Origin of the sequence: Streptomyces sp. NPDC000134 (assembly GCF_042899225.1) — a bacterium.
Lineage (GTDB): Bacteria > Actinomycetota > Actinomycetes > Streptomycetales > Streptomycetaceae > Streptomyces.
In genome coordinates, this window is the sequence record NZ_JBIAZN010000002.1 from 129448 (window position 1) to 142847 (window position 13400).

Genomic DNA, 13400 nt, shown 5'->3' on the forward strand with positions numbered 1-13400 from the left:
CCGCCGTCTCTTCGCGGCGAAGTTGACCCGTGGTGGAGGCATGGCCAAGGATCGCGGCCATGCCTTCTGCGGTGGTGTCGTTCGGGCGGGTCGTGGTGATGGGGACGGTCGCCGTGCTGATCCTCGTCGCCGGGGTGTGGGCGTCGTGGGGGTCGGCGCAGCACGTGATGCTGACCAAGGGGCGGGAGCGGGGCACGGTCGAGGTGACGCGGTGCGGCGGGGGGACGTGCGGTGGTCCGTACACGCCGGTGTCGGTGGGGTCGCGGGCGCGGGCGCGGGTGGTCCTGGAGGACTCGGTGGCCGTGGCGGCGGGGCGGACGTATCCGGTGGTGGTGAAGCCGGGCAGTGACGAGGCGGTGCGGTCGGGTCCGGCGGGGGTGCTGTACGCGTGGGTGCCGCTGGGCGGTGCTCCCCCAGTGCCTTAAGGGCCTGGGAGGTACCCCCATCTGCTGGCGTCGGTGGTGGTGGCGGGCGGGCTGCGGCGGACGCGGGCGGCGTGGGTGCTGGCCGGGTCGGGGGCGGTGCTGGTGACGGCGGCTTTCGTGGCGGTGTGACGGGCGATGCCCCCGGGCCGCGGGTGCGGCGCGGGGGCATCGTGCGGGTCGTGGGTCGTCAGCCGGTGTTGCGCAGGCCGGCGGCGACGCCGTTGACGGTGAGCAGCAGGGCGCGGGCGAGCAGCGGGTCGGGGTCGGTGCCCGCGGCGGCGGTGTCGCGCTGGCGCTTGAGCAGGGCGACCTGGAGGTAGGAGATCGGGTCGAGGTAGGCGTCGCGGATGCTGAAGGTCTGCTTCAGTACCGGCTGGGCGTCGAGGAGTTCGCTCTCGCCGGTGACGCGGAGGACCTCGGCGACGGTCAGCTCGTGCTCGGCCTTGATGGCGTCGAAGACGTGCTTGAGTTCGTCGGGGACGAGGGTGTCGACGTAGTGCTGGGCGATCCTGAGGTCGGTCTTGGCGAGGGTCATCTCGACGTTGGAGATGAAGTTCCGGAAGAAGTGCCACTGCTGGTGCATCTCGTCCAGGACGGTGTCGAGGCCGGCCTCGCGCAGCGCCTTGAGGCCGGAGCCGACGCCGAACCAGCCGGGGACGATCTGCCGGGACTGGGTCCAGCCGAACACCCAGGGGATGGCGCGCAGTCCGTCGAGGGAGACGCCGGAGCCGGGGCGGCGGGAGGGCCGGGAGCCCAGGTGCAGGTCGGCGAGCTGGTCGACCGGGGTGGAGGCGAGGAAGTACGCCGGGAGGTCGGGGTCCTCGACGAGCTTGCGGTAGGCGGTGTGGGCGGCGTCGGAGGCGACGTCCATGGCGGCGTCCCAGCGGGCGAGGGCCTCGTCGGACTGGCGGGGGGCGGTGTGCAGGGCGGACGCCTGGAGGGTGGCGGCGACGGTGAGTTCGAGGTTCTCGCGGGCCAGTGACGGGATGAGGTACTTGTCGGAGATGACCTCGCCCTGCTCGGTGACCTTGATCTCGCCTTCCAGGGTGCCCCAGGGCTGGGCGAGGATGGCGTCGTGGGAGGGGCCGCCGCCGCGGCCGACGGTGCCGCCGCGGCCGTGGAAGAGGCGCAGGCGGACGCCGTAGCGGTGGGCGACGTCGCGCAGCCGGCGCTGGGCGCGGTGGATCTCCCACTGGCTGGTGGTGATGCCGCCGAACTTGGAGGAGTCGGAGTAGCCGAGCATGACCTCCTGGACGTCGCCGCGCAGGGCGACCAGGCGCCGGTAGGAGGGGTCGGCGAGCAGGTCCTCCAGGATGGTGTCGGCGGCCTTGAGTTCGTCGGTGGTCTCCAGCAGCGGCACGATGCCGATCCTGGCCCAGCCGGCGTGCAGGTCGATCAGGCCGGCCTCGCGGGCGAGGACGGCGGCGGCGAAGACGTCGTCGGCGCCCTGGCACATGGAGATGATGTACGACTCGATGACCTCGGGTCCGAACACCTCCAGGGCCCGCTTGACGGTCCGGAAGACGCCGAGGGTCTTGGTGCCGGCCGCGTCGACCGGCGCGGGGGTGGGGGCGAGGGGGCGGCGGGAGCGCAGTTCCTTGGCGAGCAGCTTGGCGCGGTACTCGCGGGGCATGTCGGCGTAGCGCCAGGATTCCTCGCCGAGCCGGTCGAACAACTGGCCGAGGGCGTGGTGGTGGGCGTCGGCGTGCTCGCGGACGTCCATGGTGGCCAACTGGAGGCCGAAGGCGGCCAGGGTGCGGATGGTGCGGGCCAGCCGGCCGTCCGCGAAGAGGCCGCCGCGGTGGGCGCGCAGCGAGGTCTGCAGCAGGCGCAGGTCGTCGAGGAGTTCGGCGGTGCCGAGGTAGTCGCGGCCGTCCTCGTGCGGGGTGTTCCTCGCCAGCCGGGTCTTGGTGTTCTCCAGCTTCTGGCGGATCGCGGTGGCCTTGAGCCGGTAGGGCTCCTCGGCGTTGAGCCGCTTGTAGCGGGGGCTGATCTCCGGCAGGCGGTCGAGGTCGGCGGTCAGGGAGTCCAGCAGTTCCTGGGTGGCGCCGGTGTAGCGGATGGAGTTGGAGAGGAAGCCGCGCAGTTCGTCGATCATCTCCAGGGCGTCGTTGATGCCGTGTTCGTGCTGGAGGATGAGGACGTCCCAGGTCACCTCGGGGGTGACGTTGGGGTTGCCGTCGCGGTCGCCGCCGATCCAGGTGCCGAAGGTGAGCGGCCGGGTGTCGTCGGGGAGCTTGACGCCGACGCGCTCCAGTTCGGCCGTGAGGTCCTCCAGGACGTCGCCGACGGCGCCGGCGTGCAGTTCGTCCAGGTAGTAGATGGCGTTGCGGGCCTCGTCGGCGGGCTCGGGGCGGACCACCCGGAGTTCGTCGGTCTGCCAGACCAGGTCGATGTTCTCGGCCAGCCGGGTGTCCAGGCGGCGCCGGTCGGTCTCGATCACGGGGGTGTCGAGGAGGGCGGCGATCCGGCGCAGCTTGTTCAGCACCGAGCGGCGGGCGGCCTCGGTGGGGTGCGCGGTGAAGACGGGCCGGACGTTGAGGTTGGCGACCGTCTGGCGCAGGTGCTCGGGGTCGGCGTCCTTGAGCCGGTCGGCCGTACGGGCGAGCAGACTGCCCTCGGCGGCGCGACGGGCGCGCAGTTCCCGGCCGCGGTGCACCTGCTCGGTGACGTTGGCGAGGTGGAAGTAGGTGGAGAAGGCGCGGACCAGCTTGGCCGCGGTCTGGAGTTCGGTGCCGCGCAGCAGCTCCGCGGCGGCCTCGCCGTCCTCGCGGGTGAGGCGGCGTACCTTTTCGACGAGTTCCAGCAGCTCCGGGCCTTCCTGCCGGACCAGGGTCTCTCCGAGGAGATCCCCCAGCCGGCGGATGTCGGCGCGCAGTTCGGTGCTGCTCGTCGTGGTCTGGTCGTCGGCACTGCTCACAGGTGCGGCTCCTTGCAGTGTTGAAGCTCGTCTGGGAGGGAACCCGGACGAACGTCTCGCGCGGCGGGTGCCGCTTACGGGGCCGGGCGTCCGGGAAAGAGTCAGAGCGGACCGCGCTGTCCGACCGACTCCCAGGATAGGTGTCCACCGGGACGCGCAGGCTCACGGGCTCTTGCCGCGGGGCTACGCACTGCCATACTTACGTCGCCGTAGGTTACGGAACCGTAGGAAACCGGTACGGCTCCGCCACCCGGTACCCCCGTCTCTGCCCCCGACCCCCCTGAGGACGCGCATGACCACGAGTTCCGATGTGATTCCGGATGCACCGAAGACACCGGACGGCTCCCCCGTCCCCTCCGCGACGCTCGGCGGTGAGCGGAAGCGGTCGATCGAGCAGATCACGCTGCTGCTGTTCATCACCGTGCCGTTCCTGGCCCTGGTGGCGGCGGTGCCGCTGGCCTGGGGCTGGGGCGTGAGCTGGCTGGACCTCGGCCTGCTGGTCTTCTTCTACTTCCTCGGCTGCCACGGCATCACCATCGGTTTCCACCGTCACTTCACCCACGGCTCGTTCAAGGCGAAGCGGCCGCTGAAGATCGCGCTGGCGATCGCGGGCTCGATGGCGGTCGAGGGGCCGCTGGTGCGCTGGGTCGCCGACCACCGCAAGCACCACAAGTTCTCCGACGCCGAGGGCGATCCGCATTCGCCGTGGCGGTACGGGGAGACGGTCCCGGCGCTGCTGAAGGGCCTGTGGTGGGCGCACCTCGGGTGGATGTTCGACGAGGAGCAGACGCCGCAGGAGAAGTACGCGCCGGATCTGATCAAGGACCCGGCGCTGCGGGCGGTCTCCCGGCAGTTCGTGCTGTGGACGGCGGTGTCGCTGGCGCTGCCGGCGGTGATCGGCGGTCTGGTGACGATGTCCTGGTGGGGCGCGTTCACCGCGTTCTTCTGGGGGTCACTCGTCCGGGTGGCGCTGCTGCACCACGTGACCTGGTCGATCAACTCGATCTGCCACGCGGTGGGCAAGCGGCCGTTCAGGTCGCGGGACCGGTCGGGCAACGTGTGGTGGCTGGCGGTGCTGTCCTGCGGGGAGTCCTGGCACAACCTGCACCACGCGGACCCGACCTCGGCGCGGCACGGGGTGGAGCGGGGGCAGCTCGACTCCTCGGCGCGGCTGATCCGCTGGTTCGAGCTGCTCGGCTGGGCGTACGACGTGCGCTGGCCGTCACGCTCGCGTATCGATTCCCGGCGTCACGAGGGTGAAGACAGCTCCCGCCGCCGGAGGGAGACGGCCGAGGCGGCATGATTGACGCCGTGGCGACCGACTCCAGCAGTACCCCGAGCAACGAGAAGCCGCGGCGTGCGCGTCGCACCCGGATGACCGGTGCCGAGCGCCGCCAGCAACTGCTGGAGATCGGTCGCACCCTCTTCGCCTCGAAGGGCTTCGAGGGCACGTCGGTGGAGGAGATCGCCGCGAAGGCGGGCGTCTCCAAACCGGTGGTGTACGAGCACTTCGGCGGCAAGGAGGGGCTGTACGCGGTGGTGGTCGACCGCGAGATGCGGCGGCTGCTGGACATGGTGACGTCGTCGCTGACCGCGGGGCATCCGCGGGAGCTGTGCGAGCAGGCCGCGTTCGCGCTGCTGGACTACATCGAGGAGTACACGGACGGTTTCCGCATCCTGGTCCGTGACTCCCCCATCCCGCAGTCCACGGGTTCCTTCGCCTCCCTGATCTCGGACATCGCCACGCAGGTGGAGGACATCCTGGGCCGGGAGTTCAAGAACCGCGGCTTCGACTCCAAGCTGGCCCCGCTGTACGCGCAGGCCCTGGTCGGCATGGTCGCGCTGACCGGCCAGTGGTGGCTGGACGTCCGCAAGCCGAAGAAGGCGGAGGTCGCGGCGCACCTGGTGAATCTGGCCTGGCACGGCCTGGACGGCCTCAATCAGAAGCCTCGGCTGATCGGGCATCGGAAGTACTGATCTTCGGGGCCGCCGCCGCGGGCGGCCCCGGCACGATGCAGATCCCCGTGGCCGACGGCCTGGATCACCGGCCGGCCTCCTTCCGGGCCACCGCGAAGACCCGGCGGAACGGGAACGGGGTGCCGTGGGGACCGGCCGGATAGGCGGCGCGCAGGGCGGTGCGGTAGGCGGTGAGGAAGGCGTCGCGTTCCTCCGGGGCGTCGGCGAGGGCGTCGAGGGCGGGGCGCAGTCCGGTGCCGCGCACCCAGTCCAGGACCGGGTCCTCGCCCGGCAGCAGGTGGACGTAGGTCGTCTCCCAGGCGTCGGTCGCGCAGCCGAGGCCGGTGAGGAGCGTGAGGTACTCCTCCGGTGTGCGGACGGCGTCCTCGTGGCGCAGGACGCCGCCGAGGCGGGGGTACGAGGACGCCAGCTCGCGCATCAGGCGGTGGCTGGGGGCGTCGAAGTTGCCGGGGACCTGGAAGGCGAGGGTGCCGCCGGGGGCGAGGGCGTCGATCCAGGCGGGGAAGAGGCCGGTGTGGCCGGGCACCCACTGGAGGGTGGCGTTGCTGACGATCAGGTCCAGGGGCGCGTCGGGCGTCCAGGTGCGGACGTCGGCGCGGGCGAAGCCGAGGCGGCCGCCGCCCGGGGTGGGCCCGGCGTGGGTCCGGGCGCGTTCCAGCATCTCGGGTGAGGTGTCGTAGCCGGTGACGCGGGCGGTGGGCCAGCGGTCGGCGAGCAGGGCGGTGGCGTTGCCGGGGCCGCAGCCGAGGTCGGCGATGCGGGGCGGGTCGCCGGGCAGGCCGGGGACGCGGGCGAGCAGGTCGGCGAAGGGGCGGGCGCGCGGGCCGGCGTGCCGCAGGTACTGGGCGGGGTCCCAGGTGGGGGCGGTGGCGGGCATGGAGACCTCCCGGGGGTGGCCGCGAGGGGCGGGTACCCAGCCTCACCGGGCAAGTATCTCGATGTCAAGAGACTTTACGTCGACAGAACAACTACACTGATCGTCATGGAGGACGAGGTCGATCGGCTGGTCGCAGCGTGGCGCCGGGAGCGCCCTGACCTCGACGTGGAACCGCTCGAGGTGCTCAGCCGGGTCAGCAGGCTGGCCCGGCACCTGGACCGTGCGCGCCGGCTGGCGTTCGCCGAGCACCACCTGGAGCCGTGGGAGTTCGACGTGCTCACCGCGCTGCGCCGCGCGGGCACGCCGTACCAGCTCTCGCCCGGCCAGTTGCTGACCCAGACCCTGGTCACCTCCGGCACGATGACCAACCGGATCGACCGCCTGGCGAAGAAGGGCCTGGTGGAGCGCCTCCCCGACCCCAGCGACCGGCGCGGGGTGCTGGTCCGGCTGACCGACGAGGGCCGGGACCGCGCCGACCAGGCGCTGGCCGGACTGCTGGAGCAGGAGCGGGCCATCCTCGGGGAGCTGTCCCGCACGCAGCGCGGGGACCTGGCGGGACTGCTGCGCCGGCTCACCGCGCCGTTCGACAACATCCCCGGCTAGGGCCTGTTCTCAAGCGCTGTTGCTCTCCTCGGAGCCGATCCGTCCGCCGGTCCGGAGGTCGACCGGGCCGACGCCGGCCCGCCGGGCGAGGGCGACGGCGGCGAGGGTGGAGTGCACGCCGAGCTTGCCCAGGACGTTCTGCATATGGGTGCGCACGGTGTGCGGGGAGAGGTACAGCCGCTCGGCGACGGCCTTGCGGCCGAGCCCGGCGACCATGCAGCGCAGGACCTCCCGCTCGCGCGGCGTCAGCGACTCCACCAGCCGCTCGCTCTCCGTGCGGTGCCTGCGGGCGGCGGTCAGCTCGCGCAGTACGCCGGTGAGCAGGGCGGGCGGCAGATGCGTCTCGTCGCGGAGCACGCCCCGGATGACGGTGAGCAGCCGGGAGAGCGAGCAGTCCTTGGCGACCCAGCCGGAGGCGCCCGCCTGCAGGGCGAGGGCCGCGCGCTGCGGGTCGTCCTTCTCGGCCAGGACGACGGTCCGTACGCCGGGGTGCGCGCCGCGCACGCCGGTGACCAGGGAGATGCCGTCGACCAGCCGTTCCTCGTTGCCGTCGCGGACCGGCACCGCGGGCCGGGCGGGCGGCACATCGCCGCCGAGGTCGGCGTCGACGAGCAGCACGTCGAACCGCCGGCTCTCGGCCGCGGCCCGCTCCAGGCAGCGCAGGGCGGCCGGGCCGCTGCCCGCCGCGGAGACGTCGACGTCGGGCTCCGCCGCCAGGGCCGCGGCGAGCGACTCGGCGAAGATGCGATGGTCGTCGACGACCAGGACTCGGATGCGAACCACGTAACCCCCTTCCCCGTGCTCCTGGGAGCCGGGGATTCCCGATACCGGAGGACGACGAGGACGACCACCGCGCGGGTACGGCGCCCGGACCCCGTGGAACCGTCCGTGCGTCCGACACCGGGGTCCGGGACGGGCCGCCACCACCGCACGGCCGCCGCCGTGCTGGACCGCTGCCCCCACCCGAGGCGTCGTACCCGGCTGTCTCGCCCCCTGATCGGCACCGACCCCCACCGGTGCTGCTCATCAGGGTACGGACGAGGGGCGGCAGCGGAAGGTTATTTGCAGAACTGGCACCCCGGCCCGTTTATGGTGAGCCGCATGTTTCGCCTTGAGACGGAAGTCGACCCGGTACGACGCGACATCCTGCACAGTCGTCTGCGCGAGACGAACACGGCGGCCTCGGCCGTGCTGCGCGCACTGCGCGGGACCCCTCACGAACGCGAAGTCCCGCTGCACGTCTGGCTCATGGACGGACGCGACCAGGTGGCCGGCGGCCTGGTCGGCCACACCTGGGCGTCCTGGCTGCACGTCACCTACCTCTGGGTCGACGCCCGCCACCGGGGCGCGGGCCTCGGCTCCCGGCTCCTGGCGGAGGCGGAGCGGCTCGCCGCCCGCCACCGGGGCTGCCGCTCCGTCCGCCTGGAGACCTGGGACTTCCAGGCCCCCGACTTCTACCGCCGGCACGGTTACGAGGTGGTCTGCGTGATCGAGGACTATCCGCCGGGGATCACGGAGTACACGCTGGTCAAGCGCCTGCGCTAACCGAGCCGCCGCGCCCCCGCCTCCGGTACCGCCGCGAAGACCCGGGGGGCCTCGAAGCCGGCGGCGGCGAAGGCGTCTTCGACGGCCCCGGTGACGCGGGGCACGTCGGCCGCCTCGGTCAGGACGATGGCCGAGCCGCCGAACCCGCCGCCGGTCATCCGGGCGCCGAGCGCGCCGGCGCCGACGGCGGTGTCCACGACCAGGTCGAGTTCCGGGCAGGAGATCCGGAAGTCGTCGCGCAGCGAGGCGTGGCCCTCGGTGAGGACCGGACCGATGGCGCGGGGGTCGCCCGACTCCAGCAGGGCGACGACCCGTTCGACCCGCTCGTCCTCGGTCACCACGTGCCGGACCAGCCGGAGGATCTCCTCGTCGTCGGCCAGGCGTTCCAGGGCCGCGTCCAGTTCGGCGTACGGGACGTCCCGCAGGGCGTCGACACCGAGCAGGGCGGCACCTTTCTCGCAGCCGGCGCGGCGCTTGCCGTACTCGCCCTCGCTGTGGGAGTGCTTGACGCGGGTGTCGACGACCAGCAGGCGCAGGCCCTCGGCGGCCAGGTCGAAGGGGATCTGCCGCTGGGAGAGGTCGCGGGTGTCGAGGAAGAGGGCGTGCCCGGCCTCGCAGCAGGCGGCGGCGGTCTGGTCCATGATGCCGACGGGGGCGCCGACGTAGACGTTCTCCGCGCGCTGGCAGAGCCGGGCCAGTTGCCGGCGGCGCAGGCCCAGTCCGTACAGGTCGTTCAGGGCGAGGGCGATGACGACCTCCAGGGCCGCCGACGAGGACAGGCCCGCGCCCGCGGGGACCGTGGAGGCCAGGTGGACATCGGCACCGGTGATCTCGTGCCCGGCCTCGCGCAGCGCCCAGACCACCCCGGACGGGTACGCCGTCCAGTCCTTGTCGGTCCCCGGCTCCAGGCCGGCCACCCGCAGCTCGGTGACGCCGCCCTCGACGTCGGCCGAGTGCAGGCGCAGCACGCCGTCGTCCCGCCGGGAGACGGCGGCCACCGCGGTGTGCGGCAGGGCGAACGGCATGACGAAGCCGTCGTTGTAGTCGGTGTGCTCGCCGATGAGGTTGACGCGGCCGGGTGCCGCCCACACTCCTTCCGGCGCCGACCCGTACAGCTCGCCGAACCGCTTCGCGACGGCCTCGCTCATGTGCTGCTCCCTCACCCTTCCGATGTGTTGCGCCGCGCGAACTCCCAGGCGTCCGCGACGATTCCCGCGAGGTCCGCGCGGGTCGGGTTCCAGCCCAGCTTCTCGCGGGCGGTGGCGGCGGAGGCCACCAGGGCCGCCGGGTCGCCGGCCCGGCGGGGGGCGGTGACCTCGGGGACCGGGTGGCCGGTGACCCGGCGGACGGTGTCGATGACCTCGCGGACCGAGAACCCGTTGCCGTTGCCGAGGTTGCAGATCAGGTGCTCGCCGGGCGCGGCGGCGGCCAGGGCCAGCAGATGGGCCTCGGCCAGGTCGGCGACGTGGATGTAGTCGCGGACGCAGGTGCCGTCGGGGGTCGGGTAGTCGTCGCCGTAGACGGAGATCGCCTCGCGCCGGCCCGCGGCGACCTGGAGGACCAGCGGGATGAGGTGCGACTCGGGGTCGTGGCGCTCGCCGTACTGCCCGTAGGCGCCCGCCACGTTGAAGTAGCGCAGCGAGACCGCGCCCAGGCCGTGGGCCTTCGCCTCGCCGGTGATCATGTGGTCGACGGCGAGCTTGGAGGCGCCGTAGGGGTTGGTCGGCCGGGTCGGCGCGGTCTCGACGATGGGGACCTGCTCGGGCTCGCCGTAGGTGGCGGCGGTGGAGGAGAAGACCAGCCTGCCGACGCCCGCCGCGCGCATCGCGTCGAGCAGCGCCATGGTGCCGCCGACGTTGTTGTCCCAGTACTTCTCGGGCTTCGCGACGGACTCGCCGACCTGGGAGAACGCGGCGAAGTGCAGGACGCCGTCGTAGGAGGCGTCCAGCCACTTGGCGGCGTCGCGGATGTCGCCCTCGATGAAGGCGGCTCCGGCGGGGACGCCCTCGCGGAAGCCGGTGGAGAGGTTGTCAAGGACGGTCACCTCGTGGCCGGCCTCCAGGAGGTGCTGGGCCACCACGCTGCCGACATAGCCCGCGCCGCCCGTCACCAGGTACTTCCCGCTCATGAACTCGCTACCTCTCGCAGTCGCTCGGCCGCGCGCTCCGGCGGCACGTCGTTGATGAAGACGTTCATGCCGGACTCGGAGCCCGCGAGGAACTTCAGCTTGCCGGACGTGCGGCGGATGGTGAAAAGCTCCAGGTGCAGCGCGAAGTCGTCGCGCGTGACGCCGTCGAACCGCTCCAACTGCCCGAACGGGGCCTGGTGCCAGGCCGCGATGTACGGGGTCGGAGGCTCACCCTCGCCGAAGATCCGGTCGAAGCGCTGCAAGAGTTCCAGGTAGACCTGTGGGAACTCGGTGCGCGCCGCCTCGTCCAGGCCGAGCAGGTCGGGCACCCGGCGCTTGGGGTAGAGGTGCACCTCGTAGGGCCAGTGCGCGGCGTACGGCACGAAGGCCGCCCAGTGTTCACCCTCCAGGACGACCCGCTCGCCCGCCAGTTCCCGCTCCAGGACGGCGTCGAAGAGGTTCTCCCCGCCGGTCGCCTCCTTGTGGGCGGCCACCTGGCGGAGCATCAGGGCGGTGCGGGGGGTGGTGAAGGGGTAGGCGTAGATCTGCCCGTGCGGGTGACCGAGGGTCACACCGATCTCGGCGCCCCGGTTCTCGAAACAGAAGACCTGCTCGACGGAGGGCAGATGCGACAGCTCCGAGGTGCGGTCCGTCCACGCGTCCAGGACGAGCCGGGCCTGCTCCTCGCCCAGCGAGGCGAAGGAGGCGTGGTGGTCGGAGGTGAAGCAGACGACCTCGCAGCGGCCGGAGTCGCCGGCCAGCGAGGGGAAGCGGTTCTCGAAGACCACCACGTCGTACGAGGAGTCCGGGATCTCGCTCAGCCGCTCGCCCCGGGAGGGGCACAGGGGGCACTCGTCGGCGGGCGGGTGGTAGGTGCGGCCCTGGCGGTGCGAGGCGATGGCGACCGCGTCGCCCAGCAGCACGTCCTCCCGGATCTCGGAGGAGGTGACCGTCGGCTCCAGCGGGCGGCGGTCGGGCGCGTCGCGCACGGTGTCGTCGCGCAGGTCGTAGTAGATCAGCTCACGACCGTCGGCCAGCCGGGTCGAGGTCTTCTTCACTGCCGGACTCCTCTGCGCCTCTACAACAGCCCGCATCCAACACAATCAAACATAACACATCACAACTCACCAGCCTCGGCTTTCATCACAATCAAACAAAGAACACCTCGTGAAGTGTTCAATTACTGAACACGGAGGCGTAGGTTCCGCTCCGGATCAGTTCGCGCAACGAAGCGAGTGCTTATGCATACCCCCACATACCTGGCGGCGGAGCTACGGCTCCCCACCAACTGGCTCGACTACTCGATCCTCGCGATCTACTTCGTCGTCGTCCTGGGCATCGGCTTCGCCGCCCGCCGCTCGGTCAAGACCAGCCTGGACTTCTTCCTGTCCGGCCGGTCGCTGCCCGCCTGGGTCACCGGCCTCGCCTTCGTCGCGGCCAACCTCGGCGCCACCGAGATCCTCGGCATGGCCGCCAACAGCGCCCAGTACGGCGTCTACACCACGCACTGGTACTGGATCGGCGCCATCCCGGCCATGGTCTTCCTGGGCCTGGTGATGATGCCGTTCTACTACGGCAGCAAGGTGCGGTCGGTCCCGGAGTTCCTGCTGCTCCGGTTCGACAAGGCCGCGCACATGCTGAGTTCGATCCTGTTCGCCTTCGCGGCGATCCTGATCGCCGGGGTCAACCTGTACGCCCTCGCGATCGTCGTGGAGGCGCTGCTCGGCTGGCCGGAGTGGGTGGCCATCGTGGTCGCGGGCTTCTTCGTGCTCGCCTACATCACCCTCGGCGGCCTCTCCTCGGCGATCTACAACGAGGTCCTCCAGTTCTTCGTGATCCTGGCGGCCCTCATCCCGATCACCATCCTCGGCCTGCGCAAGGTCGGCGGCTGGGACGGCCTGTCCGACACCCTCTCCGGCCGGCACGGCGGCGACTTCATGACCTCGTGGGGCGGCACCGGCATCGGCAGCGCCAACCCGCTGGGCGCCAACTGGCTGACCATCGTCCTCGGCCTCGGCTTCGTCCTCTCCTTCGGCTACTGGACCACCAACTTCGCCGAGGTGCAGCGCGCGCTGTCCGCGAAGAACCTCTCGGCGGCCCAGCGCACCCCGCTGATCGCCGCGTTCCCGAAGATCTTCATCGTCTTCCTGGTGATGATCCCGGGACTGGTCGCGGCGGCGCTGGTGCCGAAGATCGGCACCCCCGGGTCCGACCTGCAGTACAACGACGCGATCCCGTACCTGATGGAGCAGTTGCTGCCCAACGGTGTGCTCGGTATCGCGGTGACGGGTCTGCTGGCCGCGTTCATGGCGGGCATGGCGGCGAACGTGTCCTCGTTCAACACCGTGTTCACCACCGACATCTGGCAGAAGTACGTGGTCAAGGACCGCGAGGACGCGTACTACGTGCGGTTCGGGCGGCTGATCACCGCGATCGGTGTGCTCGCCTCGATCGGCACCGCGTTCCTGGCGTCGTCGTTCTCGAACATCATGAGCTACCTCCAGACGCTGTTCTCCTTCTTCAACGTGCCGATGTTCGTGGTCTTCATCATCGGCATGTTCTGGAAGCGGGCGTCCATGAAGTCCGGGTTCTGGGGGCTGGTCGCGGGCACCGGCGCGGCGATGGTCAACTACTTCTGGATCTACAAGCAGGGGATCATCGACATCCCCTCCGACCAGGGGGCCAACTTCGTCTCCGCGATCGCGGGCTTCGTCGCGGGCGCGGTGGTCATGGTCGCGGTGTCGCTGTTCACCCGGCCCAAGCCGGCCGAGGAACTGCGCGGGCTGGTCTACGGCACGCGGTCGCCCGGCATGGCGGAGGCGCCGGCCGTGGGCGACGACGCGTGGTACCGCAAGCCCGCGCTGCTGGGCTGGGGTGCGGTCGTGCTGGCCGCCGTCTGCTACATCCCGTTCTCGTTCTGATCGC

At 71.5% G+C, this 13400-nt stretch carries 11 protein-coding genes and 1 pseudogene; 6 read left to right on the forward strand and 6 right to left on the reverse strand.

The annotated features are described in order from the left end of the window. Window positions 1-59 precede the first annotated feature (59 nt). Window positions 60-554: pseudogene (locus ACFY32_RS03015) on the forward strand (hypothetical protein). 58 nt (window positions 555-612) lie between these two features. Here the strand turns inward: ACFY32_RS03015 and ppc are convergent. Next, complete coding sequence (ppc, locus tag ACFY32_RS03020; protein ID WP_359195556.1) at window positions 613-3345, reverse strand: phosphoenolpyruvate carboxylase; 2733 nt, start codon at window positions 3343-3345, stop codon at window positions 613-615. 292 nt (window positions 3346-3637) lie between these two features. Between ppc and ACFY32_RS03025 the strand changes: the two genes are divergently transcribed. Together ACFY32_RS03025 and ACFY32_RS03030 are read left to right on the forward strand one after the other, a co-directional pair. Then, window positions 3638-4648 carry a fatty acid desaturase gene (locus tag ACFY32_RS03025; protein ID WP_359195559.1) on the forward strand — a complete coding sequence of 337 codons (1011 nt, stop codon included), beginning with the start codon at window positions 3638-3640 and terminating at the stop codon, window positions 4646-4648. Beyond that, window positions 4645-5322: a TetR/AcrR family transcriptional regulator gene (locus ACFY32_RS03030; RefSeq protein WP_359195562.1), complete on the forward strand. Its 678-nt coding sequence runs from the start codon at window positions 4645-4647 to the stop codon at window positions 5320-5322. Before ACFY32_RS03025 ends, ACFY32_RS03030 begins: the two co-directional genes overlap by 4 nt. A 64-nt stretch (window positions 5323-5386) precedes the next feature. Here ACFY32_RS03030 and ACFY32_RS03035 read toward each other — a convergent pair whose 3' ends face one another. Further along, a complete protein-coding gene (locus ACFY32_RS03035) occupies window positions 5387-6199 on the reverse strand; it encodes a trans-aconitate 2-methyltransferase (protein WP_390673281.1) in 813 nt (270 codons plus the stop codon). Window positions 6200-6304: 105 nt separating this feature from the next. Between ACFY32_RS03035 and tamR the strand changes: the two genes are divergently transcribed. Further along, a complete protein-coding gene (gene tamR / locus ACFY32_RS03040; RefSeq protein ID WP_390673282.1) occupies window positions 6305-6802 on the forward strand; it encodes a MarR family transcriptional regulator TamR in 498 nt (165 codons plus the stop codon). 9 nt (window positions 6803-6811) lie between these two features. On the opposite strand, the gene ACFY32_RS03045 is transcribed toward tamR, so the two are convergent. Continuing rightward, the gene (locus ACFY32_RS03045) at window positions 6812-7585 is read right to left on the reverse strand and encodes a LuxR C-terminal-related transcriptional regulator (RefSeq protein ID WP_390673283.1); all 774 of its coding nucleotides are present in this window, start codon (window positions 7583-7585) and stop codon (window positions 6812-6814) included. Between the two features lie 306 nt (window positions 7586-7891). On the opposite strand from ACFY32_RS03045, the gene ACFY32_RS03050 reads away from it, so the two are divergent. Further along, window positions 7892-8347, forward strand: a complete 456-nt coding sequence (locus ACFY32_RS03050) for an N-acetyltransferase (protein ID WP_359195962.1) — start codon at window positions 7892-7894, stop codon at window positions 8345-8347. Here the strand turns inward: ACFY32_RS03050 and galK are convergent. The 3 genes from galK to galT are packed head-to-tail and all read right to left on the reverse strand — an operon-like array spanning window position 8344 to window position 11533. Further along, entirely contained in the window at window positions 8344-9495 is a 1152-nt protein-coding gene (gene galK, locus ACFY32_RS03055) for a galactokinase (RefSeq protein ID WP_390673284.1), read from the reverse strand. The two genes, ACFY32_RS03050 and galK, sit on opposite strands and share 4 nt — an antisense overlap. An 11-nt stretch (window positions 9496-9506) precedes the next feature. Beyond that, the gene (gene galE, locus ACFY32_RS03060; RefSeq protein ID WP_359195577.1) at window positions 9507-10475 is read right to left on the reverse strand and encodes a UDP-glucose 4-epimerase GalE; all 969 of its coding nucleotides are present in this window, start codon (window positions 10473-10475) and stop codon (window positions 9507-9509) included. Then, window positions 10472-11533, reverse strand: coding sequence for a galactose-1-phosphate uridylyltransferase (gene galT, locus ACFY32_RS03065; RefSeq protein WP_359195580.1), 1062 nt, complete (start codon window positions 11531-11533; stop codon window positions 10472-10474). The genes galE and galT overlap by 4 nt, the downstream gene beginning before the upstream one ends. Before the next feature lie 183 nt (window positions 11534-11716). Here galT and ACFY32_RS03070 point away from each other — a divergent pair, with 183 nt between their 5' ends. Continuing rightward, complete coding sequence (locus ACFY32_RS03070; protein ID WP_390673285.1) at window positions 11717-13396, forward strand: sodium:solute symporter family protein; 1680 nt, start codon at window positions 11717-11719, stop codon at window positions 13394-13396. The last annotated feature ends 4 nt before the right edge of the window (window positions 13397-13400 follow it).